This window comes from Rathayibacter sp. VKM Ac-2760 (assembly GCF_009834185.1).
Classification (GTDB): Bacteria; Actinomycetota; Actinomycetes; order Actinomycetales; family Microbacteriaceae; genus Rathayibacter.
In genome coordinates, this window is the sequence record NZ_CP047173.1 from 4,255,245 (window position 1) to 4,279,986 (window position 24,742).

The following is a 24,742-nucleotide window of genomic DNA, read 5'->3' on the forward strand; positions in this document are numbered from 1 at the left end:
TCGGGGAGCGCTGCGGCCGCGGTGCGCGCGCGGCGCGGGGGCGGATCAGGGGCTTGGTGATGGCCATGGCTCACGCCTTCTCTCGGGTCAGGTACCGCTGGACGCCCGAGATGACGAGCACGATCGCGAAGAACACGAGCGAGATCGCGGAGGCGTAGCCCGTCTCCTGCTGCCGGAATCCGGATTCGACGGCCTCGTAGACGACCGTGGTGGTCGAGTCGAGCGGGCCGCCCTGGGTCATCACGCTGACCTGGGTGAACAGGCCGAGGGCCGCGATGGTGATGGTGACGAGGATGAGGCTGCGCGTCGCGCGCAGTCCCGGCCAGGTGATGTAGCGGAACTTCTGCCACGTCGACGTGCCGTCGATGTCCGCCGCCTCGTACAGCTCGGCGGGGATGGTCTGCAGACCGGACAGCCAGATGATCATGTGGAAGCCGACCCCCTGCCAGACCGACATGAGGATGATCGCCGGCATCGACGTCGCCGGGTCGCCGAGCCAGTCCGGGCCCTGCACGAGTCCGAAGGTGACGTTGCGGAGGATCACGTTCAGCAGGCCGTCCTGCTGGTACATGAACGCCCAGAGCAGCGAGACGACGACCATCGAGGTGACGACCGGGAGGAAGTAGACGGTGCGGAAGAACGTCGTGCCGCGGATCCGCGTGTTGATCAGGATTGCCATCACCAGCGCGAGCCCGGCCTGCAGCGGGACGACGACGATCGCGAAGTAGCCGACGTTCAGCAGCGCGCGGCCGAAGGACGCGTCCTGGAAGAGGCGGAGGAAGTTCTCCAGCCCTGAGAACTCGGCCGGGTAGGGCGAGATCAGGCGCGCGTTGGTGAAGGCCAGCCCGAACGCCAGGACGGCGGGGACGAGGACGAACAGCGCGAGGAGGACGAGAGCGGGAGCGACCATCGCGAGGCCGGCGAGGCGCTCCTGGCGGTGGCTGCGGTCGTGCCGCCGGCGGGGCCGGTGCGGCAGAGCGGCGAGGGTCTCGACGGCGACGCCCTCGGGGGGCGCGATCGTCGGCGATTGGGTCGAGGTCATCATCGTCTCCAGATCCGGGGGGAGGGCCCTGCGTGGGCCCTCCCCCGAGGACTACTTCTGCGAGTAGCCGTCGTTCGTCGCGATGTTGGCGTCGATGCTCTTCACCGCGGCGTCGAGCACCTGCTGCGGGTCGCCGCCGTCGATGATGTCCGAGACGGCGCTGCCGAACTCCGTCGCGATGAACGGGTAGGCCGGCGTCTCGGGCCGGAGCACCGCGTACTTCTCGGAGTACTCGCGGAAGGTGGCGAGGTCGCCGCCCTCCTCGAAGCCGTCGACGAGAGCGGCCGCCTCGGTGGAGGCGGGGATGGTGCCGGTCGCCTCGGCCACGGCCGCGACGTTCTCGGGCTCGAGTGAGAAGGCGAGGTAGTCCATCGCGGCCGCCGTGTCGGCGCAGCCCGTGGTCACGCCCCACTGCCAGGATCCGCCGCCGATCTTCGGGCCGTCGCCGAGGTCGACGCTCGGCAGGGCGAGCAGGTCGTCGCCGACCACGTCCTTGGTGGTCTGGTAGGTCCAGCTGCCCGAGTAGACGATCGCGGACTCGCCGTTCTGGAAGTCGAGCGCGGCGTCCTCCCCGCCCTTCTTCGCGGCGTAGCCCTCGGTGAAGAGGCTCTGGAACCAGTCGGCCCACTCGAGCGCGGCCGGGCCGTTGAGCACGCCGTCGGCGCTCTGGTAGCCGTCGCGGTCGATCAGGTCGCCGCCGGCCGACTGCAGGAACGGCGAGTAGGCGTAGGGCAGCCACTCGCCGGTGCCGGCGGTGCCGAGGTCGAGCGGGTGCTCCCACTGGCCGGTCGCCTTCAGCGTGGCGAGGGCGGCCGAGAACTCGTCCTTCGTCCAGGGCTCGTCGACCGTCGGGATGCGGATGCCGTTGGCCTCGAGCACCGACTGACGGGCGAGCATCGTGAGTGCGACGTCGTAGTAGCCGATGGAGTAGGTCTCGTCGTTCCAGACGCCCTTGACGGAGGGCAGGAAGGCGTCGAGGTCGACGCCGTCGAGCTCCAGCGGAGTGAGGTACTTCGCCCAGGCCCAGTTGGGCACGTTCGGTCCGTCGATGTCGACGAGGCAGGGCAGCTTGCCGGCCGCTGCGGCGGCGACCACGGAGTCGTTGTACGAGTCCTGCGGGAACGCCTGCACCTTCACGGTGGTCGCGTCCTGGCTGGCGTTGTAGTCGTCGACGATCTTCTCGATCGCGGCCAGCTCGGTCGGGTTGCCGGCGTTGTGGGTCCAGAGGGTGAGCTGGCCGCCGCGGCCGTCCCCTCCCCCTCCGCTGCCGGAGGAGCAGGCGGCGAGGCCGACGGTCAGGGCGCCGACGGCGACCGTCGCGGCGGCGGTGCGCCAGAGCTGGCGGCGGCGGGTGGGCGAGAGCTTCACGGGTTCTCCTTCGAACGGGCGGTGCGCTGTGGGGGTCGCGGGGATCGGCTGCGATCCTCCGCTAAAAGCATTTAGCGGGATGAAGCTAACACCTGCATCGAGGGCCGGGCAAGCTAATCCGCTAAATTGATTCAGCACCTGTGATCGAGCGGAAGTCGACAGCTGTCGGAGTCCCTACACTGGACCCATCAGCGAGAGGAGCTGCCGATGGCCAAGCGGCCCACGCTCGCCGATGTCGCCGCCCGGTCGGGACTCTCCAAGACCGCGGTGAGCCTCATCCTCAACGAGCGCCCCGGCTCGCGACTGTCGGCGGAGGCGGTCGAGAAGGTGCGCGCCGCAGCGGCCGATCTCGGCTACCGGCCGAACCCCGCCGCGCAGAGCCTGCGGATGGGGAAGACCCGCACGATCGGCTTCGTCTCCGACGAGGTGACCATCACCCGCTTCGCCTCGGCGATGATCCGCGGCGTGCTCGACACCGCCGACCAGCACGAGCACACGGTGCTGATCTCCGAGACCGGTCGCGAGTCCAAGCGCACGGCGTCCGCCCTCGACGCGATGCTCGACCGTCGCGCCGACGGCATCATCTTCGGCCTGATGGGCGCGAAGCAGATCGACGTCCCGCCCGTCTCGCCGGAGGTCCCGGTCGTGCTGCTCAACGCGAGCAGCGACACCGGCGAGTCGACGGTCCTGCCCGACGAGGAGACCGCCGGCCACGCCATCGGCCGCGTCCTGCTCGACCACGGGCACCGCCGCATCGCGCTGCTCGGCGACTGGCCGAGTGCCATGGTCGATCCGCGCGTCTCGGCGACGGTGGCGCTGCGCTTCGCCGGCCTCGACCGCGCCTTCGCCGAGTTCGGCGCGGCCCCCGTCTACCGCGGCACGATCGTGCCGTGGGAGCCGGCCCCCGCCTACGACGCGGCGGTCGCCCTGCTCGACAGCGGAGTGGAGTTCACGGCGGCCATCTGCCTCAACGACCGCATCGCCTTCGCCCTCTACCAGGCGCTGCAGGAGCGCGGCCTGCGCATCCCCGACGACGTCTCGGTCGTCTCCTTCGACGACGACGAGATCGCCGACTACCTGCGCCCCGGCCTCACGACGGCCCGCATCCCCTACGAGCAGATGGGCCGCGACGCCGTCGACATCCTCCTCGGCGGCGGCCCCCCGCAGCACCGCCTGGTGCCGATGCCGCTCATCGAGCGCCAATCGGTGCGCGCCGTCCCCTGACGACCTCCCCCTCGCCGAACCGTCGACCTCCGGCTCGCAGAACTCGACGTCTCCCGCGAGCCCGACGCGTTCCGACGAGCCCGAGGTCACCCCGCCCCGCGCCCCTGCCCTGCTGATCGAACAGCCCGCGTAGCAGCGCCTGCCCTGCTGATCGAACAGCCCGCGCAGCAGCGCCTGCCCTGCTGATCGAGTAGCCGCGCGGAGCGCGGCGTATCGAGATCCCCCGCCCATGGAGCACCCCCGCCCCCTCCCCCTACGCTGGGGCGCATGGTGCTCGACGAGGAGGCGTCCCCCTCCGCCCCTGCGCGCCCCCGCCGCCGCCGTCTCGCCGTCGCCCTCGCCGGGCTCGCCGCCCTGGTCGCCGTCGTCGCCGCGACCGGCGGCCTCGCCGACGTCCCCGACGACACCCGCCCTGCGTATGCCCTCGGCGAGACCTTCGACAACGGCCTCTACCGGATCACCGTCGAGTCCGTCGAGATCACCCGCGACGATCCGCTCACCCCGAACCAGGGCGAGGACCTCTCGGTGGTCGCGACGGTCCAGCTCCTGTACTCCGGCGACGAGCCCGCCGGCCGCCCCGAGGACTGGCTCCGCCCGCTCGATCTCGGCGCGGACCTCCTCCCGCGCTCGCTGATCGCCGTCCGCGACGGTGCCGTCGCCCCGCCCGTCCAGCCCGGCCTGCCTCTCGACGTCTTCTACATCTGGGACCTGCCCGAGGGCAGCACCGCCGCCGCCGGCGATCCCGTCCGCCTCGGGATCTACGAGCGCTACCTCGACGCCGCCAACCCGATCGACGGCGGGACCACGCGCCCCGCGCTCGTCGCCGTCGTGGAGCCGTCGTGATCGGCGGCCGCGCGCGCTCGGCGATCATCGGGATCGCCCTCCTCGTCGCCGCCGCGATCGTGACGGTCACCGCCCCCACCGACGACGACGTCCAGAGCCCGCTCGCCGTGCGCGGCACCCTCGGCGAGACCGTGCAGTCGCGCCTCGTCGCCGTCACCGTGCACGACGTCGCCCTCGCCCGCGAGCTGACCTTCGACGGCGAGCTCGACCCGCCCTCGTCGACCCCGGGTGTCTGGGTCGTCGTCGACCTCACCGCCGTCTGCCGGATGGACGCCTGCTCGTTCGGCCGCAGCGAGCTGCGCCTGGGCGAGCGCGTCTTCGCGCCGGCCACGCTCGCGCCGCCGCCGTCCTTCGTGCAGCAGGGCGCCTCTCCGGGCCTGCCCTACCGCCAGAGCGCCCTCTTCGAGGTGCCGCTCGACGCGATCGAGAGCGGCGAGGCGGAGCTGACCGTGCAGCCGTCCACCACCCGCGCGCTCGAGTCGGTCGCCGTCGTCGAGCTCGCGCTGCCGGACAGCATCGACGCGACCGCCCCGGCCGAGCGGGCGCGACTCGTGGAGACGGGCTCGTGATCCGCCTGCGCCGGCACCTCGCGAGCGGCATCGCGCTCGTCGTTGTGGTCCCCCTCCTCGCCGCTGTGATGATCGGGGTGCCCGTGCTCGAGAGCGGGGACCGCCTCAGCGCGCCGACCGACGTCGCGGAGGGCTCGAGCGCGGCGGCGGGGGGCCTGGAGTTCTCGATCCGCGCGGCCGCCGAGTTCCCCTCCGGCAGCGGCAGCATCACGCTGCCCGCGGGCGCGGCCCTGATCGCCGCGATCGTCGACGTCGCTCCGGCCGAGGGCGAGCGGACGCTCTCCTGCCGGGTCGAGCTCTCCGCCCCCGGTCCCGACGGCCGCATCACCTGGCCAGGTGAAACCGCCGTCGAGGGTTACGGCTACCGACGCGGCGACGAGGAGTTCACGGCCTACTGCGATCCCACCGCGGAGGACCCGACCAGCGTCGAGGCGGTCTTCCTCGTGCCCGAGGGCCTGCTCGGCACCGCGACCGTCGACGTCACCGTGCAGGAGGGCGAGCGCTCGCGGACGCTGCGGCTGGAGCTTCCGCAGGGACGGTCGAGCTGACGCCCCGGCGCCGGCGCCAGGCGTCGAGCGCGCGATCGAAGGCCGCCGCGAGCAGCGTCAGGCGCGCCGTCTCGGCGAGCGCCGCCACCGCCAGTGCGACGACCGGGAACGCCACGCTCCACCACTCCGGCCCGTGCGCGCCGATCGCCCGGGTGAGGCCCCAGAGCAGCCACTGCACGAGTCCGGCGAGCAGAGCGTAGAACGAGACGTACGCGGCGAGGACCCCCGGGCCGGAGCGCAGGATCAGCCGCCCCGCGACCGAGAGCGGCTTGTACACGTCGTCCCACTCGTCCGTCACCAGGTGGCTCTGCCGCAGCACGGCGGCCGGCAGTCGGCCGGCGCCCGAGCGCAGTCGCGCCTCGAGCCGCGCCGAGACGATCCGCTCCTCGGCGACGGCGGCGAGCTCGCGGGTGTAGACGATCCCCGCGACGAGCAGCCAGGCGGCCGGCAGGGCGAGCAGGTGCAGCAGGACCGGGACGAGCCCGTCGATGCCGTCGACGGCGACGCGGATCGGGTCCCAGAGGTCGCGGAGTCCCTGCCGCAGATCGAGGCCGGCGCGCACGATCCTCCGGTCCTGCACCCAGCCGATGACGCTGCCGAAGATGGCCGCGATGCCGCTGACCGCCACGAAGACCCACACCGCCTCGAGGTAGATCTCCACGAGCGCCGCCCCGCGCGGCAGCCGCGGTCCGAAGCGCTTGAGGACGAGGCGCCCGGCGAAGGCGAGCACGATGACGAGCAGGACGAGCGGGCCGTCACCCGGCCGGAGGAAGTCGCCGCCGCCGAAGGAGTAGGCGAACGCGCGGTTCGCGTAGGAGGCGAAGTCCTCCTGCAGCAGCCCGAGCAGTCCGTAGAGCACGAAGAACGGGATGATGCTCGCGAGCAGGATGCCGACGAACTCGCCGACGGCGGCGCGCCCCCGGGGAGCCGCGACTCCCGACCCGGCGATCGCCGCGAAGGCGGGCATCGCCCGGCGCACCGCGAGGAACATCCCGATGTAGGAGACGAGCCGCGCGAGCACCGCGATCGGCAGCAGCAGGAACGCCGCGAGCGGCACGTCCGGCCCGAGCGGCGCCGCGAGCGCGAGGATCGCCTCCCGCACGAGCGCCCCGCCGAGGTACCACGCGAGCACCGCCGGCCACGCCCGCGCCAGCGCGGACCCCCACGTGCGGAGCAGAGCGGTCACGCGCCCCATCGTAGGGCGGCGGCCCGCTTCCCTGCCGGTCGAGCAGCGGCCCGCGCCCCCAGCCCCGCCGGTCGAGCAGCCCGCGCAGCAGCCCTGCTGGTCGAGTAGCCCGCGCAGCGGGCGTATCGAGACCCGCCCGACCCCTACTCCGGCATCGAGAAGTCCGCGAAGTCGAACCCCGGCGACACCAGGCAGCTCACCACCGCGTCCTCCGCGGCGGGCAGCGTGCGCTGCCACACGCCGGCCGGCACCAGCGCCTGCACCGGCAGCCCCTCGAACGCCGAACCCAGCACCACCGTCTCACCGTCCTCCGGCTCCGCGCCGAGCCCGCCGTACTGCAGCGCCACCCGCCCGGGCCCGTTCCAGATCCACGTCTCGGCCGACGACACCCGGTGCCAGGCCGACGACTCGCCCGCCGGCAGCAGGAACACGATCAGCGTCGCCGCCGGCCGCTCCCGCACCGAGCCGTCGGCGTCCACGAGCGTCAACCGTTCCGGCGACTCCCACGTCCGCCGGTACCAGCCGCCCTCCGGATGCGGTTCCAGCCCCATCGTCTCGGCGAGCGCCGGCCGCCGCACCCGCTCGAGCACCCGCCCGTCGACGCTCAGCCGCTCGACGAACCCGCTCAGATCTGCGCCTGCCATCGGACCTCCCCGGAGATGATCGTGGCGAGGGCGGTCCCCTCGCCGGCTTCGACGACGGCGGCGAGCACGTCGTCCGAAGAAGAACCCGAGACGCCCAGCACCGCGAGATCCGCGAGCGCCCCCGGCACCAGCGTGCCGAACGACTCCGCCGCCCCCATCGCCACGGCCCCGCCGAGAGTGGCCGCCGCCAGCAGCCGCGCGTGCAGGTCCCGCCCCGCGTACCCCCGCGCGCGCGCGATCCGGTGCAGCTCGGCCACGTCTCCGAGCAGATCGAGCGACGGCGTCGACGACAGCGAGTCCGTCCCGACCGCGATCGCGTTCCCCTCGCGCAGATAGTCGGCGACCGGCGCCTCGTCCAGCCCGATCACCGCGTTCGAGCGCGGACACAGCGCGACGGAGGTGCCCGTGCGGCGCAGCGTCGCGCGATCGTCCGCGTCCACGTAGATCCCGTGCGCGATGTGCACGTCGTCGCCGAGCGCGCCGATCGTCTCGGCGTACGCCACCGGCCGCAGCGCGCTCCCGCCGTTGCGCAGCAGGTGGAAGCCGTCGTAGCCCCAGCGACGCCACTGCTCCGCCAGGTCGCCGCGGCCGTGCATCGTGTACTCCGCCTCCCAGGCCGACTCGGCCAGGTGCAGGTGCCGGCGCACGCCGAGCTCCTGCGAGAGCCCGGTCAGGTCGCTGAGCACCGGGGTGTCCAGCGAGTACGGCGCGTGCGGCGAAAGGCCGATCCGGGTGACGCCGGAGGTGCGCACCAGCTCCGCGGTGATCGCGCGTCCGCTGCCGCGCCAGTCGTCCTCGAGGAGGCTCATCAGCTCCCAGTAGGCGATCCCGTGCACGCGGCCGTCCTCGAGCACCCGGAGAGCGTCGAGGTCGGTGACGATGTCGGCGATGGCCGTCGTCCCGGTCGAGACCGCGATCTCGAGCCCGGCCGCGGCGGAGGCGCCCCAGTCGTGCGGCTGCTCGTAGACCTCCTGGAACGCGCGCGACCAGTCCTCGAAGCCGGAGTACCGGCCCCGGCCGACCGCGGCCATGCAGGTGTACTGCAGGTGCGAGTGCGCGTTGACGAGCCCCGGCACGATCGCTCCCGGCCACTCCCGCACCGCGGGCGACTGGTCCCGGAGCGCGCCGAGCACCGCGTCGCGCGGCCCGACGGCGACGATCCGCTCGCCGCGCATCGCCACCGCCCCGTCGCGCACCGGCTCGCCCGCGACCGGCAGCAGCCACGGCGCGCTGTGCACGACGACGGGCGCGGTCACGGGCGCGCTCACGACACCGCTCACGACCCCGCTCACGGGATCCACGCCGACGGCATCAGTCCCGAGAGACTCGCCGTGCTCGCCGCGACGGCCAGCAGCACCGCGGCCCCCGTCACCGCCCAGTCGACCGGCGTGTACCGGATCTCCCGCAGCCAGGTGCGCTTGTGCGTGCCGAAGCCGCGCAGGTCGAGGGCGTCCACCGTGTCCTCGGCGTCCACGAACGAGGTGATGGTGACGGGCACCATCAGCGGCGCGATCTCGCGGAGCCGCCGGATCGGGTTGCGGGTCGCCGAGCGCTCGTAGCCGCGCAGGCGCTGCGCCGCCGCCGTCTCGGTCAGGTTCGAGGCCGCGCTGGGCAGGAACTTGAAGGTGAGGTCGATGCCGTAGGCGAAGCGGGCGGGCAGGCCGAGGCGCGCGAACGCGACCGCGAGATCGCCCGGACGGATCGCGAAGGCGAGCGGGAAGCCGACCGCGACCAGCGCGAGGAAGCGCAGCAGCAGGTTGACCGCGTACGAGACCGCTCCCTCCGTGATCGCGAGGCCCACGACCGGCACCGTGAACAGCGTCGACCCGGAGTCGGGCTCGCCGCTCGACGTCGCACCGACGATGAGCCCGTTGATCCCCGCGAAGACGACGACGAACACGGCCACGACGGCCCAGTTCGAGCGCACCTCGCGGAACGGGATCCGCGCGCTGAAGTAGTAGACCAGCGCGATGACCGTGAGCACGGCCATCCAGCGCAGGTCACGCACCTGACTGGCGGCGATGACGGACATCACCGGCACCAGGATCAGCACGCGCGGATCCCGGCGGCCGAGGAAGGAGTCCCCGCCGAGATAGCGAGGCGAGACCTCCATCTCGGGCGCCCGTCAGCGTCCGGCGAGGTTCTGCAGCGGCTTCCAGACCCGGTCGAGCACGGGCACCAGGATCACCGCGGTGATGCCGGTCGCGAGGATCGCCAGGAGGTAGGAGCCGAAGAACCAGTACTGGAAGGTCTGGCCGAGGAACAGGAAGTCGGTGGCGGTGAAGAGCAGTCCGACGACGACCGCGGCGACCGCGATGGCGGCGGCCCAGACGAGCTGGCGGCCGGTGGTGCGCGGCTCCTTGGCGTAGTAGCCGATCAGTCCGGCGAGCAGGCCGACGAGGCCGTTCGCGATGCTCCAGTTCCAGTAGGTGAGGAAGCCGTAGCCCATGATCTGGTCGACGATCGCGTTGCCGACGGCGCCGGTGAAGAAGCCGGCGACCGGCCCGAAGCGCAGGCCGACGAAGGGGATGATCGCGATCGCCGGGCGGATCGAGATCATCGTCCCCGGGATCACGAAGCTCAGGGCGCCGAGCGCCCCGTAGAGGGCGGCGCCGACGGCGCCGAAGACGATCGTGCGGGAGGAGACGGCCCAGGGGCCGGTCTTCGCCTTGGTGGAGGTGGTGGCGGTCACGGGTGTGTCCTTTCGAGGGGGGAGGAGGTGCTGCGGGGGTCGGCGGTGCTGCCGGCGTCGGAAGGCCCGCCGGCGTCCTGCGCGCGGCGGAGTCGCCGGGCGAGGTCGAGCGGGCGCGGGAGGCGGCCGCTCGCGGGTCCGTGGCGCCGGGCGGCGCGCACGAAGTCGGTCTCGCGCAGCACCGCGCGGGAGTGGCCGGGGTCGACGCCAGGGCCGTGCCAGAGCGCCGTGTCGTGCACGACCTCGGCGGGAGTGGCGTCCGCGACGATCCCGCCGCCGTCGACGACGACCACGCGGTCGGCGCGCGCGAGGGCCATGTCGACGTCGTGGGTGATGAAGTAGACGCTGTCGATGCCCTCGATCCCCCACACCGCGTCGAGGAAGTGGCGGGAGGAGCGCTCGTCCTGCCCCGCCGTCGGCTCGTCGAGGATCAGCGTCCGCGGCCGCAGCGTCAGCGCGAGGGCCACGGCGAGGCGCCGCTGCTGCCCGAACGAGAGCGTGCGCGGCGGCCGCTGCAGGATGTCCGGGACGTCGTCGAGCGACACGGCCCGCAGGGCGGCGGCCGCGATCGCGGGGATCTCCTCCGCCGGCACCCCGAGATTGCGCGGACCGAAGGCCAGCTCGGCCTCCACCGTCTCGCTGAAGAGCGCCTGCCCCGGGTTCTGGAAGAGGTAGCCGCAGGTCGAGACGAGCTCGGCCGCGCTCAGCTCGTGCACCGGCCGGTCGTCCAGCAGCACTCGACCGCGGGTCGGCGCGACGAGGCCGACGGCCGCGCGCATCAGCGTCGACTTGCCGGCGCCGTTGCGTCCCAGGATCGCCACCCGTTCGCCCGAGTGGAAGCGGCGGTCGACGGAGGCGACGATCGTCCGCGCGCCGTAGCCGAGCTCGGCGCCGTCGAAGTGCAGGCGGGCGGTGCCGGCCGGGGCCGGCCGCGCCTCCTCCTCCGGCGACTCCTCCCCCGCGGCGCCCGCGAGCAGCGCCTCGAACGGCAGCTTCACCGACTCCGGCGACGCGACCTCGAGGAATCCGGCGACGCCGCCCGAGTAGGCGACCCGGCCCTCCTCCAGGTAGACGACCCGGTCCGGCTGCACCGCGAGCACCTCGTCGACCCGGTGCTCGACGATCACCGCCGCCCCACCGCCGTCGACGTACTCGCGCACCGCCCGCAGCAGCACGTCCGCCGCATCGGGATCGAGGTTGGCCAGCGGCTCGTCGATGACGATCACGCGCGGCTCGAGCACCAGGATCCCGGCGAACGCGACGAGCTGCAGCTGCCCGCCCGAGAGCTGGTGCGGCGGGGTCGCGAGCAGCGCGGTCAACCCGAGCCGCTCGGCGACCCGGTGCGCGCGCTCGCGGATCTCGGCGGGAGCAGTCCCGCGGTTCTCCAGCCCGAAGGCGATCTCCGCGAGCACGCTGTGCCCGACCACCTGCTTGCCCGGGTCCTGCAGCAGCGTGCCGACCACCTCCGAGATGTCGCGCAGGGCGAGCGGAGTCGCGTCCTGCCCCTCGACCTCGATCCGCCCGGTCACCTCGGCGCGGTACGAGCGCGGCACGAGTCCGTTCAGCACCCGCAGCAGCGTGCTCTTGCCGCAGCCGGACGGACCGGCCACGAGCACGACCTCGCCGCTCGACACCGAGAGGCTCGCGTCGACCAGCGACGGCTCCTTCGCGTTGCGATAGGTCACACCGACGCCCTCCAGGCGCAGCAGCTCGGTCACGAGCGCGCTCCGTCCCGCTGCGGAGCGGCCCGGCGGCCGGTCGAGGTCCAGCTGCCGAGGAAGTCCCGCTGGGCGCTGCTCGGCGCGTCGATCCGCAGGCCGAGCGCGTCGAGCTTCGCGCGCGCGACCCGGTCGTCCACCTCGGGCGGGAGCAGGTGCACGGCCGGCGCGAGGCTCCCCGCCTCCCGCGCGAGCAGGTCGACGGCGGCCACCTGGACGCCGAAGGACAGGTCCATGATCTCGATCGGGTTCCCCTCACCGGCGGTGCAGTTGATGCAGCCGCCGTCGTCGAGCACGACGATCGAGCGGCCGTGGGGCAGGTCGAAGCTCTCGAGCGCGTGCCCGATGCTCCGCCGGGTCGCGCCCGCGGCGAGCGCCGCATCGATCGCGATCTCCTGTGCGACGCCGCCCGAGACCGCGACGGCCGCGCCGTCCGGCAGAGCGAGCAGGTGCTCCACGTCGATCGTGTGCGCGATGCCGGTCGCCGAGATCAGCAGATCCGCGCTGCCGGCCGCCGACTCGAGCGCGTCGACGTCGTAGCCGGCGAAGACCGCCTCGAGCGCCCGCACCGGGTCGACCTCCGCGATCGTCACGCGGGCGCCGAGCGCCCGGGCGTGCTGGGCGACCCCGCGACCGACCGGCCCGAAGCCGGCGACGACCACGTGCGCGCGGTCGAGCGGAGTCGCGAGCAGGTCGAGCATCGTCAGGAGCGTCGACTGCCCCGTCCCGTGCCGGTTGTCGAAGAGGGTCTTGCAGCGCGCGTCGTTGACGGCGAGGACCGGGATCCGCAGCGCGCCCTCGCGCTCCATCACCCGCAGCGGCCGCAGCCCGCTGGTGGTCTCCTCCGTCGCCCCGCGCAGCGTCTCGAAGACCGCCGGCCGGTCGGTGTGCGCGAGCCGGGTGACCGACGAGCCGTCATCGACCAGGATGTCCGGTCGCCGGTCGAGCAGCCCGAGCGCGAACAACCGGTCGTCGGCGGCGCTCGCGTCCGAGCGGGCGAAGACCGCGATCCCCGCGTGCTGCAGCGCCGCGGCGGTGTCGTCGTGGGTGTTGGAGGCGCCGCACATCACGCTGACATCGGCGCCGGCCGCCGCCAGCTCGAGCGCGAGCGTCGCCGTCTTCGGCTCGAGCACGAGCACCAGCCCGATCCGCAGGCCGCGCACACTGCCGCTCTCGCGCAGCTGCCCGGCGATCCCGCGGGTGACCGGCATGAACCGCCCGGCCCAGTCGATCTTGTCCTGCCCCTGCCGCCAGAGCGAGGCGTCCCGGATCGACCCGGTCATCGGAGCAGCTCCAGCGCCAGGGCGCGGTCGGCTCGGTCGTGCAGGCCGTCCGGCGAGGGGTCGTGCTCCTGCGCGGCGTCGACCGCGGCCGCGAAGCGCGCGGACAACTGCTCGCGGGTGCGGCGGGCCGACCCGTCGGCGACGTCGCGCGCCACGAGGAGGAAGAGCTCGCGTCCGGCGCCGGTCACCCGCGCGATCCCGGGGCGACCCGAGGACGGGTCGGTGACCGCAGCCACCGCCGGCCGGTCCTGCTCCGACGCGTCGACGAGGAGGAGCGGCCCGCCGCCTCCGAGCAGCGCAGGTCCCACGGGCTCCGCGAGCTCACCGGTCGCGAGCGCGATCGTCGCGTCGCGCAGGTCCGCCGACTCCGCCGTCGCCACGGTCAGCCCGAGCTGCGCCAGCTCGACCAGCGCCACCGGGTCGTCGCCGACCACGACTACGCGCGCGCCCATCGCGGCAGTCCTGGTCGCCAGCTCCGCGGCGAGCGGCCCCGTGCCGAGCACCGCGACGCGCGTGTGTGCGAACGAGAGATTGGACGCCGCGGCCACCGCGCGGAGCACGGCCTGCGCCCACGCCGTGCGGCCCAGCGCTCGGACGACGCGCGAGTCGCCCGAGGCGTCGGCCGTCGGCGCGGCCGGCGCCGGTCGGCGCAGCGGAGTGAGGGTGTCGTGCATGACGCTCCAGAGGAGTCGGCGGCACCGGAGGGACGGCGCGGAGGGCGGGGCGATGCAGTGGTCCGGGCGGACCCGGTTCTAAGCGGTTAGCGCGACCATAGTCGCGCCTCGTTTCCCCCACCCGCTCGTTTATTACGCCCATGTGAAACATTCCGCCCGCGCCCCCGCCGACCGAGCAGCCCGCCCCCTCCCGACCGACCAGCCCGTCCCCTCTTCGCTGATCGAGTAGCCCGCGCAGCGGGCGTATCGAGATCCCCTCCACACCCCCGCCCCCTAGGCTGACCGGATGTCAGCCCGCCCCCGGCGCCCCACCCTCGCCGACGTGGCGCGCTCGGCCGGCACCTCCGCGACGGTCGTCAGCTACGTCGTCAACAACGGCCCGCGCCCCGTCTCCCCCGAGCTCCGCGCCCGCGTTGAGACCGCCATCACCGAGCTCGGCTTCCGCCGCAACTCCCTCGCGGAGGCGCTCAGCGTCGGCCGCTCGAACCTCGTCGGCCTGCTCGTCCCCGACTCCTCGAACGCCTTCTTCGGCGAGCTGGCGCGCGAGATCGAGCACGAGGCCCGCCGCCGCTCGCTGCTGACCCTCCTCGGCAACACCGAGTACGACCCGGAGGTGGAGCGCGGCTACGAGCGCACCTTCGCCGACCTCCGCACGGCCGGCATCCTCCTCATCACGATCGATCCCGCCAGCACCGCCGACACCGCCCCGCGCGTCTTCCTGCACTCCGCCGCCCCCACCGACGCCGAGCCGAGCGTCGTCTTCGACGACCAGCAGGGCGTCCGGGCCGCTGTCGAGCACCTGCTCGCCCACGGCCTCGACGACGTGCACTGCGTCACCGGCCCCGACGACTTCGGCCCCTCGGGCCTCCGCGCCCGCTACTGGGCGGAGGCGATCGGAGGCGCCGCCGGCCGCCTGCACCGCGTCCCGATGGACCGTGTCTCGGCCGAGGCCGCCCTCCGCACCATCCTGCGCGCCGAGCGCCCGCGCGCCGTCTTCGCCACCACCGACGAGCACGCCCTCGCCCTCCTCCGCGCCGCGTCGCAGGAGGGGATCCACGTCCCGGCCGACCTCGCGATCGTCGGCTTCGACGGCATCCGCGAGGCGCTCCTCGGCGGCGTCCGCGTCACGACCGTCGCCGTCCCCGTCCGCGAGATGGCCCGCATCGCCTTCGAGCTGCTCGACGAGACCCTGGCCGACGCCCCCGTCCGCCACGTCGTCCTCCCGACGACCCTCGTCCTCGGCGAAACCTGCGGCTGCACCCCTTGACCCTGACCGCGCCTGCTGGTCGAGCAGCCCCACTCCCTACTGGTCGAGTAGCCCCGCAGGGGCGTATCGAGACCCACCGTCCCCAACACGGCTGAGTCCGCAGACCAGCCTTCCGACAACGGGTGGATCTCGATACGCCCGCTCCACGGGCTACTCGATCAGCATGGGGCGCGCTCGACAGTTCGGATCTGCAGACCACGGCACTCGATCCGGACGCAGAACATCAGCCAGGAGTCACTCTCAGCACCCCTCGGCGACGACACGCGTCCTCGGCTGACGTACTGACGCCGCCGACCCGCACAACATCAGCTGAGACAGGGGTCCCTCCGCTGACAGCGGAGGCCGGGTGCTCTCAGCTGATGTTGCGCGCGGAGCACCCCGCAATGCCGGTCGAGTAGCCGCACCAGCGGCGTATCGAGACCCGCCCCGCCCAGCGCCCTCAGCCGATCGCCGCCAGTCGCCCCACGACTCCCTCGCCCAGCCGCGCCACGTACCCCTCCGGGTCCGGCCCCTGCGGTGCGAGCTCGACCAGCGAGATCCCGAGCGCCGCGTACTCCTCCATCGCCCGCACGAACCCGTCCGGGTCGCCGACCGGGTCGCCGCCCCCGATGATCGTCTTCGTGATCGAGTCGTAGTCGCGCCCCAGCTCGTCGCAGTGCCGCCGCAGCACGTCGAGCTTGTGCGCGACCCCCTCCGCCCCGATCGCGAACAGGTTGCACGCGTCGCCGTACTCCGCGACCAGCCGCAGCGTCTTCTTCTCGCCGCTGCCTCCGATCAGGATCGGCGGCCCCGGCTTCTGGATCGGCTCCGGGTGGTTCAATGTCTCGGCCAGCTGGAAGTGCTTCCCCGTGTACGGCCCGTCGTCCTCGCTCCACATCTGCCTGCAGATCTGCAGCGTCTCCTCGAGCCGCTCGAACCGCTCCTTCAGCGCCGGGTACGGCACCCCGAGCCCGAGGTGCTCCCGCTCGTACCAGGCCGCGCCGATCCCGAGCATCGCCCGCCCGCCCGACAGCACGTCGAGCGTCGTCACGATCTTCGCGAGCAGCCCCGGGTGCCGGTACGTCACACCCGTCACGAGCAGCCCCAACCGCAGCCGCTCCGTCCGCCCCGCGACGAACCCCAGCGAGGTGTAGCCCTCGAGCATCGGATCCTCGCTCGTCGCGAACTGCTCCATCTGGAAGTAGTGGTCCATCAGCGTGAACCACTCGCAGCCGATGTCCTCCGCCGTCCGCGCCGTGGCCCCGAGGATCGGCGCGATCCCGGCACTGCCCCCCGGCAGCGTGAAGTTCATGAAATGAATGCCGACCTGCATGGTGCGCTCCTGACGTCCGTGAGCATCGCGACGGCGTCCGGGACCCTAGCCCCTGCCTCGCTGCCCTTCTCCGATGACAACTCCGTGCGAGCCTCGCACGCGCTCGCAGGAAACCGACACTCGTCGCGGGGACTCCCATCGATCCCGCGGTCGGAGCGCGCCACCGGTCCACCGTCGACACCACAGCACGACCCTGTTTGCATGCAAACAGCACCCGTCACCGACCCCGCCCACACGGTGCCGATCTACACGCAGGGCGAGGCGGCCCGGATCATCCAGGCACCACCGACCTCCTTCACCCGCTGGGCGCGCGGGCACCGGTTCAAGCAACGCCGGCAGGGCGCCTGGGGTCACAGCGCGCCGCTGCTCACCGGCGTGCGGGACGGCCGGGGCATCACCGTTCCCTTCAACGCCTTGGCGGAGGGCTTCATCATCGAGTCCTTCCGTCGTGCCGGCCTCCCGATCACCCGGATCAGGCCGGCGATCGACGTCCTCCGCCAGGAGATCGGTCTCGAGAACGCGCTTCTCAGCCGGCGCCTGATGACCGACGGCGCCGAGATCCTGATCGCGAACGGCGAGGACCACCTGGTCGTCGCCCAGAACCACCAGGGCGTCTTCCGCGAGGTGGTGACCGAGTACCTCCGGAGCATCAACTACGAGGACGGCTATGTCAGCGTCATCCACCTCCCCACCTACGAGGTCGTCGACGTCGTCGTCGACCCCCGCCGGAACGCCGGCCAGCCCACCATCGAGCGGCTGGGCGTGCGCGTCGACGACGTGCTCAGCAGGGTCCGCGCCGGCGAGGCCCTCGCCGAGGTCGCCGACGACTTCGGACTCGAGCCCCGCGAGCTTCGGTCGCTGATCGTCCAGGCGGCCTGACGTGACCTCGCCCACCTGACGCACGACGACTCCGGTGCCGCGTCACAGTCCGAAGAAAAGGCCCCTCCCATGTGAGCATCGCGGAGAGGCTTGGGAGGGGGTCGATTGCTCCGATCCTCCACGACTCATGCCCCGGATCGACTCTGTCGCGGGATGTCAGCGCGGCAGGAGAACTGCGTCCGTCGTGTCGATCTTCGACGCGTCCATCACCGCGGCGCGTACCGCATCAGCACCGCGCCCTCCGGCAGCGGCTCGCAGTCGAGGAACCGCAGCCGCGGCCGGAACCCCGCGGCGAAGTACGGCGTCCCGCCGCCCAGCACGAACGGCTGCGTGTAGAGCCGGTACTCGTCGATCAGCCCCGCCGCCCCGAGCGACGCGGCCAATGCGGGCCCGCTCACCTCGATCGCCCCCTCGGTCTCGGCCCTGATCCTGCGGAAGGCCTCGACGGCATCGGAGGCGATCAGCGTCACCCCTTCGGGCACCTCGGTCACCGTCGACGAGAAGACGATCTTCGGAGTCTCGACCCACGCCCGCGCGAAGTCCTCGGCCACCTCGTCCCACTCCGGGTCCGGCCGGCCCCAGTACTCCATCGTCCGCCACATCCGGCTGCCGTAGACCGACAGCGCGGCGGCGCGCTGCCCGTCGTTGAACACCCGGTGCAGCGCCGGCCCGGGAGCGGGGAACCCGGAGAGGTCGCCGTCGGCAGCCGCGACGAACCCGTCGATCGACACGAGCATCCCGTAGCTGACGAACCCCATCGGAGCCTCCTGATCGGCGCGACTCCGGCGTCGCACGCCCCGATGCTAGCCACGCACCCGCGCGCCCGGAAGGGCGGCCGTCCTGAAGGGCGGTCAGGCCCCGACGCGGAACCGGCGCCCGCCGAACTCCACGACGTCCCCGACCACGAGCTGCCGCCCGCGCCGCCGGTCCACCTCGCCGTTCACGCTGACGAAGCCGTCCGCGACGGCCTCCTTCACCTCGCCCCCGGAGTCGAGGATCCCGGCGAACTTCAGGAACTGCCCGAGCCGGATGCTCTCCCCGTCGAGCGGAACCTCCTCGACGGACCCCTGCGCACTCACGAGCGTCCCATCGGACGCTCCGCGTGCGTCCTCTGTACCGAGTCCATCGAACGACCGGCCGACGGACCGGAGTACTTCTTCGTCATCATCGCGAACCGCCTCCTCAGGACCGAATCCCTCTTACTCATCCTGCCTGAACGCCGCGACGCCCCGCCGTTCGCCCTGACGGTGCCACCCGACTGCGGGCTGCCCGACATGTTCGGTTCCGAGCGGATTTTTGACACGTCCGTCGAACCTGTCAAACGGGCGCACATGACGGGGCACGCACCGACGGGCGTCAGACCGCCGGGATGTCCGCGAAGCGGGAGAAGTGCCCGTGGAAGCCCACGGTCACCGTGCGCGTCGGTCCGTTGCGGTGCTTGGCCACGATGAGGTCGGCCTCGCCCGCGCGCGGGTTGTCCTTCTCGTAGGCGCTCTCGCGGTGGAGCAGGATCACCATGTCGGCGTCCTGCTCGATCGAGCCGGACTCGCGGAGGTCGGAGATCGCGGGCAGCTTGTCGGCGCGCTGCTCCGGTCCACGGTTCAGCTGCGACAGCGCGATGACCGGCACCTGCAGCTCCTTCGCGAGCAGCTTGAGCGCACGGGAGAACTCGGAGACCTCCTGCTGGCGGCTCTCGACCTTCTTGCCCGAGGTCATCAGCTGGAGGTAGTCGATGACGACCATCTTCAGGCCGATGCGCTGCTTGAGCCGGCGGCACTTCGCGCGGATCTCGACGAGCGTGAGGTTCGGCGAGTCGTCGATGTAGAGCGGGGCGTCGTTGATGCGGCCGCGGGTCGAGGCGATGGTCGTCCAGTCGCGCTGGTCGACCGTGCCCTTGCGCATGTGCTGCAGCGGAACGGAAGCCTCGGCCGAGAGCAGGCGCATCGCGATCTCGCTGCGCCCCATCTCGAGCGAGAAGAAGATCGTCGCCATGTTGTGCTTGATCGCGGCGGCGCGGGCGAAGTCGAGCGCGAGCGTCGACTTTCCGAGTGCCGGTCGCGCCGCGACGATGATCATCTGGCCGGGGTGGAAGCCGTTGGTGAGGTCGTCCAGGTCGGCGAAGCCGGTCGGCACGCCGGTGAAGGCGCCGTCCTTGTGCGCCGCGGCCTCGATCTCGTCGATGGCGACGGTCACCGCGTCGGTCAGCGGGACGTAGTCCTCCGCCGTCTCGGACCCGGTGACGTTGTAGATCTCGGCCTGCGCCGTGTTGACCAGGTCGAGCACCTCGCCCTCGCCCTGATAGCCCATTTGCGCGATGCGGGTGCCCGCCTCGACCAGGCGGCGCAGCAGCGCGCGCTCGGCGACGATCGAGGCGTAGTAGCCCGCGTTCGCCGCGGTCGGCACCATCGCGGTGAGCGAGTGCAGGTAGTCGGCGCCGCCGGCGCGCTGCAGCTCGCCCTGCTTGGTCAGCTCGTCGGTGACGGCGATGACGTCGGTCGGCTCGCCGTGCGAGTAGAGCGCCAGGATCGCCTCGAAGACGATCTCGTGCTTGGGGATGTAGAAGTCGGTCGCCTTGACGCTCTCGACGACGTCGGCCACCGCGTCCTTCGAGAGCAGCATGCCGCCCAGCGCCGACTGCTCCGCGAGCAGGTCGTGGGGGGGCGTGCGCTCGTTGCTGCGCGGGGAGTCCCCTCGGGAGTCCCGCCCGTCTCGTCCGTCCGAGCCGGGAACCGCCAGGTGCGCGATCGTCATGCCTTCGCCTCCTCCTGTCGGGTGCCTCGCGGAACGGGTGGCGACCCGGCTGAGCCGCCTGTCGCGAGTGCCGGGTCAGGTCTACCCCCGACCTCCGACAGCGGGCGTCGAGCGCCTGCCCCGCTCCCCTCGCGGGGCGCTGCGCCACACTACGGACCGGCCGCCGCTGGGGTCAAACCACCCTGTGGAGAGAACTGTGGAGAACGAACGGGAAACGCCGCACCCGCTGTGGGCAACGTGTGGACAACCCTGTGGGAACTCGACTGTCGGGTAACTTTTTTCGGCCGCCTGACCTGGTCTTTTCCACTTTCCACAGCTGTGTGGGGAAAAGAGTCTCCAGACCACATTGAAGGTTGCCCGTCCGGGAGGGTGTATGTGGATGGAGCTGTGGACAACCGCAACGACGAAGGGCGGTGCGAGGGGACCGTGAAGTCCCGTCGCACCGCCCTCCGCGGCGTTCTCGCGGCCTTACTTGGCCGCGACCACCTGCAGCTTCACGGTGGCCTGGATGTCGTCGCGCAGACGCACCACGGCCTCGTGCTCGCCGACGTTCTTGATCGCGTTCGAGATCACGATCTTGCGCTTGTCGAGCTCGCCGTAGCCGGCCGCCGCCACCGCAGTCGCGATGTCGGAGGTCTTGACGGAGCCGAAGAGGCGACCGTCCTTGCCGGCCTTGACGGTCAGCTTCACGCGGTTGGCCTCGAGGACCTGCTTCGTGTGCTGAGCCTCTTCGATGGTCTTGTGCTCACGAGCGGCTCGCGCCGACTTGATCTGCTCGACCTGCTTCTCGCCACCGCGGGTCCACGCGACGCCGAAGCCCTGCGGGATGAGGTAGTTGCGGGCGAACCCGTTCTTGACGTCGACGACGTCACCGGCGGAGCCGAGACCGTCGACCTCGTGGGTCAGGATGACCTTGGACATCTGCTACCTACCTTCCGCTGCCGGCGTAGGGCAGGAGCGCCATCTCGCGGGCGTTCTTGACGGCGCGGGCGATGAGGCGCTGCTCCTGGACGGAGACGCCGGTGATACGACGGGCGCGGATCTTCCCGCGCTCCGAGATGAACTTGCGCAGGGTCGGGACGTCCTTGTAGTCGATGACGCCCACTCGGACCGACTTCGCGGGGGCCGCGTTCTTCGCGCCCTTGCCGCGGATCGGCTTGCGGCGGTCGCCGCTGCTCTTTCCAGCCATAGTGGTTTCCTTAGATTCTGGTTCGCGTCCTCCGTCACCCCTCTCGGGGCGGGGACGCGTGATTCAGGTGAGGGCGCGCTCGAGCCGGAGGCTCAGAACGGCGTCTCGTCGTTGTAGCTGCCCGGCGTGCTCCACACGTCGCCACCGGCCGGAGCGCTGGGCGCCCACGGCTCCTCGGCCTGGCCGCCACCGCGGTTGCCGCCGCCGTTTCCGCCGGAGCCCCCTTGGTTGCCGCCGCCGAAGCCGCCCTGGCTCGCGCCCTGACCGCCCTGACCGCCGCCGACCTGACCGCGACCACCGCCGCCACCGGCTGCGCGCGTGACCTGAGCGGTCGCGTAGCGCAGCGAGGGGCCGATCTCGTCGATCTCGAGCTCGATGCTGGTGCGCTTCTCGCCTTCCTTCGTCTCGTAGGAGCGCTGCTTCAGGCGGCCGGTCGCGACGACACGGCTTCCCTTGGTCAGCGTCCCCGCGACGTTCTCGGCGAACTCGCGCCAGACGGAGGCCCGGAGGAACAGCGCTTCGCCGTCCTTCCAGTCGTTCGCCTGACGGTCGAAGGTGCGCGGCGTGGAGGCGATGGTGAAGTTCGCGACCGCGAGCCCGCCCTGCGTGTAGCGCAGCTCGGGGTCGGCGGTGAGGTTCCCCACCACGGTGATGATCGTCTCGCCGGCCATCAGCGCTACGCCTTGGGAGCGGCCGGAGCCTTGGCAGCCTTGCGGGCGGCCTTCTCGTCGGCGAGCTTCTTGGCGGCGGCGACCTGGGCGATGCCCTCCTCGGCGCGGAGCACCTTGGTGCGCATGACGGCCTCCGACAGCTTCAGCTGACGGTCGAGCTCGTTCGCAGCGGCCGAGGTCGACGTGAAGTCGACGATGGCGTAGATGCCCTCGGACTTCTTGTTGATCTCGTACGCCAGACGACGGCGGCCCCAGACGTCGACCTTGTCGATGGATCCACCATCGGTGCGGATGACGTTGAGGAACTTGTCGAGACTCGGAGCGACGGTGCGCTCATCGATCTCGGGATCCAGGATCACCATGAGTTCGTACTGATGCGTCACTAACCCACCTCCTTCGGACTGAACGGCCACGGTATTTCCGTGACAGGAGGGTATGTAGCATCTGCCCACTCCCGCGGACGCGAGTGCGTCTGGTCATGGACAACCTGACTACCCTACCATCCGCGGGGCTCCGCGCCCAGGGTGGATCTCGCGGGCCGCCGCCCGGCGCACCGCCCCGCCGTCCGGTGCACCGGAGCGGAATTCCGGCGGCTTCCGGGAACGACCGCCTTTTCCGGAAAGGATCGCCGCCCCGGCGGCGAGGCCTTCGTCCGACCTAGCGTTCCGACACACCCACAGGACGCGTGGGGCCGCCGCGAACAGGCGGGAACGACGCAACCGGGGAACCGGTCGACGAGAGGACATGCGATGAGAATCCAGAGGCTGAACCGACGCGAGGTCGACGCGGACGTGACGACACGCACCCGCCCGCATCGCGGTGGACGACGCACGATCGGCGCACTCGCCGCGTGCGTCCTCGCCGCTCTCGCGGCCTTCGGGCCCGCGACGTCGGCATCGGCGTCCGACTGGGGCGGATACGCCTACCCGACGAACTGCAGCGGGAACGTGCCCGTGAAGGAGGCGTCGGTCCACACCGACTCCGGCGTCTACGTCGGAATACTCCAGATCAAGTACTCGAACGGCTGCCCCGGCAACTACGCGTGGTTCCAGAGCGCAGCCGGCCCGGCGCAGACCGTCGCCCTCAGCATCCACTCGACGGTGGGCTGGCAGAACAAGGCCGGAACGGACGAGACCGACGCCGCGACGGTGTTCACGAAGATCATCCAGCTCAACAGCTCCAGCGACATCGTGTGCGCCTACCTCGACGCCACGTACTACGGCTACGGAAAGGCATCGGCGTCCTTCTGCGCGTGATGCCGGCCCGCCGTGAGGCGGTTCCGAGCCCGAGCCGATCGGTGGCGGCAGCGCTGGGCGCACGGCCCGGCACTGCCGCCACCGCTCCGCGTCCGATCCTCACCCGAAGGGGATCGGCCGCAGGCGGAGCCCCTCAGCGCGCCGCCCACCACTCCTTCAGCCGCCGGGCCGCCTCCTCCTCGCCGAGCGGTCCCTCCTCGAGCCGGAGCTCGAGCAGGAACCTGTACGCCAGCCCCACCTCGCGCCCCGGCGGCAGCTCCAGGATCGCCATGATCTGCATGCCGTCGAGGTCGGGCCGCTTCGAAGCGAGCTCCTCCTTCTCGGCGAGCTCCGCGATCCGCTGCTCGAGGTCGTCGTAGGCGTGCGCCAGGCGGTCGGCCTTGCGCGTGTTGCGCGTGGTCACGTCGGCGCGGGTGAGGATGTGCAGTCGCTCCAGCAGCGGGCCGGCGTCGGTGACGTAGCGGCGGACGGCAGAGTCGGTCCAGGCGCCCTCGGTGTAGCCGAAGAAGCGCAGGTGCAGCTCGATCAGCCGGGCGACGTCCGCGATGGTCTGCTTGTCGAACTTGAGCGAGCGCAGCCGCTTGATCGCCAGCTTCGAGCCGACGAGGTCGTGGTGGTAGAAGCTGACCGCCCCGCCCGGCTCCAGGCGCCGCGTGGCCGGCTTGCCGATGTCGTGCAGCAGCGCGGCGAGGCGGAGGACGACATCCGGCGCCGCGCCGGGGTTCCGCCGCCCCTCCAGCGCGATCGCCTGCTCCAGCACCGTGAGGCTGTGCACGTAGACGTCCTTGTGATGGTGGTGCTCGTCCTGCTCCAGGCGCAGGGCCGGCAGCTCGGGGAGGAAGTAACCGGCCAGACCGGTGTCGACGAGCAGTTCGAGGCCGGCGCGCGGTGAGGCGGTGGCGAGCAGCTTGCGCAGCTCCTCCTGCACCCGCTCCGCCGAGACGTCCTCGATGCGGGGGGCCAGCTCGGCCATCGCCCACTCCACCTCGTCGGTCGTTCGGAAGCCCAGCTGCGAGGTGAACCGCGCGGCGCGGAGCATCCGCAGCGGGTCGTCGCCGAAGGAGAGGTCGGCGGCGGCCGGCGTGCGCAGCCGGCCCGCGAGCAGGTCCTCCACTCCCCCGGCCGGATCGACGAGCACGATCTCCGGCAGCCGCAGCGCCATCGCGTTGACCGTGAAGTCGCGCCGCACCAGATCGCCCTCGAGGCTGTCGCCGAACTCGACCTCGGGCTTCCGGCTCACCCCGTCGTAGCTGTCGCTGCGGTAGGTCGTGATCTCGACCGTCTCACCGGCGACGCGCGCGCCGATCGTGCCGAACGCCCGGCCGATGTCCCAGTGCGCCTCCGCGATCGGAGCGACGATGCGCACGATGTCGTCCGGCCTCGCCGATGTCGTGAAATCCAGGTCGTGCACGCCGTGGCCGAGGAAGGCGTCGCGGACCGGACCGCCCACCAGCGCGAGCTCGTGCCCCTGAGCCGCGAAGGCCTGCGCCAGGCGGGCCACCGTCGGCGTCGACGCGAGCGTGCGGAGGGTCTCGAGGGCGGTCTGGACGCTGTGCATCCGGCCGATCCTACCGGGCAGGGGTGTCCGGGCCGGGGCCCGCGCCACCGCGCAACCGCCCGAGCCGG

At 72.1% G+C, this 24,742-nt stretch carries 26 protein-coding genes; 7 read left to right on the plus strand and 19 right to left on the minus strand.

Annotation, left to right across the window (positions count from 1 at the left end; genetic code table 11):
• Positions 1-70 precede the first annotated feature (70 nt).
• Positions 71-1,042, minus strand: a complete 972-nt coding sequence (locus tag GSU72_RS19480; RefSeq protein WP_159986521.1) for a sugar ABC transporter permease — start codon at positions 1,040-1,042, stop codon at positions 71-73.
• A gap of 51 nt (positions 1,043-1,093) precedes the next feature.
• Positions 1,094-2,410, minus strand: coding sequence for an extracellular solute-binding protein (locus GSU72_RS19485; protein WP_159986522.1), 1,317 nt, complete (start codon positions 2,408-2,410; stop codon positions 1,094-1,096).
• A 207-nt stretch (positions 2,411-2,617) separates the two neighbouring features.
• Here GSU72_RS19485 and GSU72_RS19490 point away from each other — a divergent pair, with 207 nt between their 5' ends.
• The 4 genes from GSU72_RS19490 to GSU72_RS19505 all read left to right on the plus strand — a co-directional run bounded on the left by GSU72_RS19490 (position 2,618) and on the right by GSU72_RS19505 (position 5,594).
• Positions 2,618-3,634, plus strand: coding sequence for a LacI family DNA-binding transcriptional regulator (locus GSU72_RS19490; protein WP_159986523.1), 1,017 nt, complete (start codon positions 2,618-2,620; stop codon positions 3,632-3,634).
• A gap of 267 nt (positions 3,635-3,901) precedes the next feature.
• Complete coding sequence (locus GSU72_RS19495) at positions 3,902-4,477, plus strand: hypothetical protein (protein ID WP_159986524.1); 576 nt, start codon at positions 3,902-3,904, stop codon at positions 4,475-4,477.
• Positions 4,474-5,046, plus strand: coding sequence for a hypothetical protein (locus tag GSU72_RS19500; RefSeq protein WP_159986525.1), 573 nt, complete (start codon positions 4,474-4,476; stop codon positions 5,044-5,046). The genes GSU72_RS19495 and GSU72_RS19500 overlap by 4 nt, the downstream gene beginning before the upstream one ends.
• Complete coding sequence (locus GSU72_RS19505; protein WP_159986526.1) at positions 5,043-5,594, plus strand: hypothetical protein; 552 nt, start codon at positions 5,043-5,045, stop codon at positions 5,592-5,594. Before GSU72_RS19500 ends, GSU72_RS19505 begins: the two co-directional genes overlap by 4 nt.
• On the opposite strand, the gene GSU72_RS19510 is transcribed toward GSU72_RS19505, so the two are convergent.
• The 8 genes from GSU72_RS19510 to GSU72_RS19545 form a co-directional block, all read right to left on the minus strand.
• Entirely contained in the window at positions 5,527-6,780 is a 1,254-nt protein-coding gene (locus GSU72_RS19510) for a hypothetical protein (RefSeq protein WP_159986527.1), read from the minus strand. The genes GSU72_RS19505 and GSU72_RS19510 overlap by 68 nt on opposite strands.
• Before the next feature lie 143 nt (positions 6,781-6,923).
• Positions 6,924-7,424 (minus strand): cupin domain-containing protein, encoded by a 501-nt coding sequence (locus GSU72_RS19515; RefSeq protein ID WP_159986528.1) that lies wholly within the window; start codon positions 7,422-7,424, stop codon positions 6,924-6,926.
• Positions 7,406-8,692, minus strand: a complete 1,287-nt coding sequence (locus GSU72_RS19520) for an amidohydrolase family protein (protein ID WP_244255904.1) — start codon at positions 8,690-8,692, stop codon at positions 7,406-7,408. The genes GSU72_RS19515 and GSU72_RS19520 overlap by 19 nt, the downstream gene beginning before the upstream one ends.
• 20 nt (positions 8,693-8,712) lie before the next feature.
• On the minus strand, positions 8,713-9,537 hold the full coding sequence (locus GSU72_RS19525) for an energy-coupling factor transporter transmembrane component T (RefSeq protein ID WP_159986529.1): 825 nt from the start codon (positions 9,535-9,537) through the stop codon (positions 8,713-8,715).
• 12 nt (positions 9,538-9,549) lie between these two features.
• Complete coding sequence (locus GSU72_RS19530) at positions 9,550-10,116, minus strand: ECF transporter S component (RefSeq protein WP_159986530.1); 567 nt, start codon at positions 10,114-10,116, stop codon at positions 9,550-9,552.
• Positions 10,113-11,834, minus strand: a complete 1,722-nt coding sequence (locus tag GSU72_RS19535) for an ABC transporter ATP-binding protein (RefSeq protein ID WP_159986531.1) — start codon at positions 11,832-11,834, stop codon at positions 10,113-10,115. The genes GSU72_RS19530 and GSU72_RS19535 overlap by 4 nt, the downstream gene beginning before the upstream one ends.
• The gene (locus tag GSU72_RS19540; RefSeq protein WP_159986532.1) at positions 11,831-13,117 is read right to left on the minus strand and encodes an adenosylhomocysteinase; all 1,287 of its coding nucleotides are present in this window, start codon (positions 13,115-13,117) and stop codon (positions 11,831-11,833) included. The genes GSU72_RS19535 and GSU72_RS19540 overlap by 4 nt, the downstream gene beginning before the upstream one ends.
• Positions 13,114-13,791, minus strand: a complete 678-nt coding sequence (locus tag GSU72_RS19545; RefSeq protein WP_159986533.1) for a hypothetical protein — start codon at positions 13,789-13,791, stop codon at positions 13,114-13,116. Before GSU72_RS19545 ends, GSU72_RS19540 begins: the two co-directional genes overlap by 4 nt.
• A gap of 286 nt (positions 13,792-14,077) precedes the next feature.
• Here GSU72_RS19545 and GSU72_RS19550 point away from each other — a divergent pair, with 286 nt between their 5' ends.
• The gene (locus GSU72_RS19550; protein WP_159986534.1) at positions 14,078-15,058 is read left to right on the plus strand and encodes a LacI family DNA-binding transcriptional regulator; all 981 of its coding nucleotides are present in this window, start codon (positions 14,078-14,080) and stop codon (positions 15,056-15,058) included.
• Positions 15,059-15,497: 439 nt separating this feature from the next.
• Here GSU72_RS19550 and GSU72_RS19555 read toward each other — a convergent pair whose 3' ends face one another.
• Positions 15,498-16,370, minus strand: coding sequence for an LLM class F420-dependent oxidoreductase (locus GSU72_RS19555; RefSeq protein WP_159986535.1), 873 nt, complete (start codon positions 16,368-16,370; stop codon positions 15,498-15,500).
• A gap of 201 nt (positions 16,371-16,571) precedes the next feature.
• On the opposite strand from GSU72_RS19555, the gene GSU72_RS19560 reads away from it, so the two are divergent.
• A complete protein-coding gene (locus GSU72_RS19560) occupies positions 16,572-17,249 on the plus strand; it encodes a DUF433 domain-containing protein (protein ID WP_159986536.1) in 678 nt (225 codons plus the stop codon).
• A 206-nt stretch (positions 17,250-17,455) separates the two neighbouring features.
• Here GSU72_RS19560 and GSU72_RS19565 read toward each other — a convergent pair whose 3' ends face one another.
• The 7 genes from GSU72_RS19565 to rpsF all read right to left on the minus strand — a co-directional run bounded on the left by GSU72_RS19565 (position 17,456) and on the right by rpsF (position 22,243).
• On the minus strand, positions 17,456-18,007 hold the full coding sequence (locus GSU72_RS19565; RefSeq protein ID WP_159986537.1) for a dihydrofolate reductase family protein: 552 nt from the start codon (positions 18,005-18,007) through the stop codon (positions 17,456-17,458).
• Between the two features lie 93 nt (positions 18,008-18,100).
• Entirely contained in the window at positions 18,101-18,328 is a 228-nt protein-coding gene (locus tag GSU72_RS19570) for an RNA-binding S4 domain-containing protein (protein WP_159986538.1), read from the minus strand.
• 277 nt (positions 18,329-18,605) lie between these two features.
• Positions 18,606-20,000: a replicative DNA helicase gene (dnaB, locus tag GSU72_RS19575; RefSeq protein ID WP_123447283.1), complete on the minus strand. Its 1,395-nt coding sequence runs from the start codon at positions 19,998-20,000 to the stop codon at positions 18,606-18,608.
• A gap of 468 nt (positions 20,001-20,468) precedes the next feature.
• A complete protein-coding gene (gene rplI, locus GSU72_RS19580; protein ID WP_123447282.1) occupies positions 20,469-20,921 on the minus strand; it encodes a 50S ribosomal protein L9 in 453 nt (150 codons plus the stop codon).
• Positions 20,922-20,928: 7 nt separating this feature from the next.
• Complete coding sequence (gene rpsR, locus GSU72_RS19585; protein WP_056039813.1) at positions 20,929-21,189, minus strand: 30S ribosomal protein S18; 261 nt, start codon at positions 21,187-21,189, stop codon at positions 20,929-20,931.
• A gap of 92 nt (positions 21,190-21,281) precedes the next feature.
• Complete coding sequence (locus tag GSU72_RS19590; RefSeq protein WP_159986539.1) at positions 21,282-21,860, minus strand: single-stranded DNA-binding protein; 579 nt, start codon at positions 21,858-21,860, stop codon at positions 21,282-21,284.
• Between the two features lie 5 nt (positions 21,861-21,865).
• Complete coding sequence (gene rpsF / locus GSU72_RS19595) at positions 21,866-22,243, minus strand: 30S ribosomal protein S6 (protein ID WP_123447279.1); 378 nt, start codon at positions 22,241-22,243, stop codon at positions 21,866-21,868.
• Between the two features lie 366 nt (positions 22,244-22,609).
• Between rpsF and GSU72_RS19600 the strand changes: the two genes are divergently transcribed.
• A complete protein-coding gene (locus GSU72_RS19600; protein WP_159986540.1) occupies positions 22,610-23,116 on the plus strand; it encodes a hypothetical protein in 507 nt (168 codons plus the stop codon).
• A gap of 133 nt (positions 23,117-23,249) precedes the next feature.
• Here GSU72_RS19600 and GSU72_RS19605 read toward each other — a convergent pair whose 3' ends face one another.
• Entirely contained in the window at positions 23,250-24,674 is a 1,425-nt protein-coding gene (locus GSU72_RS19605; protein ID WP_159986541.1) for a CCA tRNA nucleotidyltransferase, read from the minus strand.
• Positions 24,675-24,742 lie beyond the last annotated feature (68 nt).

Bases quoted from the DNA above. Each gene is read 5' to 3' on its own strand.
- GSU72_RS19600 (WP_159986540.1), top strand. From the start codon at position 22,610: ATGAGAATCCAGAGGCTGAACCGACGCGAGGTCGACGCGGACGTGACG.
- GSU72_RS19490 (WP_159986523.1), top strand. From the start codon at position 2,618: ATGGCCAAGCGGCCCACGCTCGCCGATGTCGCCGCCCGGTCGGGACTC.
- GSU72_RS19605 (WP_159986541.1), bottom strand. From the start codon at position 24,674: ATGCACAGCGTCCAGACCGCCCTCGAGACCCTCCGCACGCTCGCGTCG.
- GSU72_RS19525 (WP_159986529.1), bottom strand. From the start codon at position 9,537: ATGGAGGTCTCGCCTCGCTATCTCGGCGGGGACTCCTTCCTCGGCCGC.
- rplI (WP_123447282.1), bottom strand. From the start codon at position 20,921: ATGTCCAAGGTCATCCTGACCCACGAGGTCGACGGTCTCGGCTCCGCC.
- GSU72_RS19540 (WP_159986532.1), bottom strand. From the start codon at position 13,117: ATGACCGGGTCGATCCGGGACGCCTCGCTCTGGCGGCAGGGGCAGGAC.
- GSU72_RS19515 (WP_159986528.1), bottom strand. From the start codon at position 7,424: ATGGCAGGCGCAGATCTGAGCGGGTTCGTCGAGCGGCTGAGCGTCGAC.
- GSU72_RS19555 (WP_159986535.1), bottom strand. From the start codon at position 16,370: ATGCAGGTCGGCATTCATTTCATGAACTTCACGCTGCCGGGGGGCAGT.
- rpsR (WP_056039813.1), bottom strand. From the start codon at position 21,189: ATGGCTGGAAAGAGCAGCGGCGACCGCCGCAAGCCGATCCGCGGCAAG.
- GSU72_RS19560 (WP_159986536.1), top strand. From the start codon at position 16,572: ATGCAAACAGCACCCGTCACCGACCCCGCCCACACGGTGCCGATCTAC.
- dnaB (WP_123447283.1), bottom strand. From the start codon at position 20,000: ATGACGATCGCGCACCTGGCGGTTCCCGGCTCGGACGGACGAGACGGG.
- GSU72_RS19590 (WP_159986539.1), bottom strand. From the start codon at position 21,860: ATGGCCGGCGAGACGATCATCACCGTGGTGGGGAACCTCACCGCCGAC.
- GSU72_RS19550 (WP_159986534.1), top strand. From the start codon at position 14,078: ATGTCAGCCCGCCCCCGGCGCCCCACCCTCGCCGACGTGGCGCGCTCG.
- GSU72_RS19565 (WP_159986537.1), bottom strand. From the start codon at position 18,007: ATGGGGTTCGTCAGCTACGGGATGCTCGTGTCGATCGACGGGTTCGTC.
- GSU72_RS19545 (WP_159986533.1), bottom strand. From the start codon at position 13,791: ATGCACGACACCCTCACTCCGCTGCGCCGACCGGCGCCGGCCGCGCCG.
- GSU72_RS19480 (WP_159986521.1), bottom strand. From the start codon at position 1,042: ATGACCTCGACCCAATCGCCGACGATCGCGCCCCCCGAGGGCGTCGCC.
- GSU72_RS19495 (WP_159986524.1), top strand. From the start codon at position 3,902: ATGGTGCTCGACGAGGAGGCGTCCCCCTCCGCCCCTGCGCGCCCCCGC.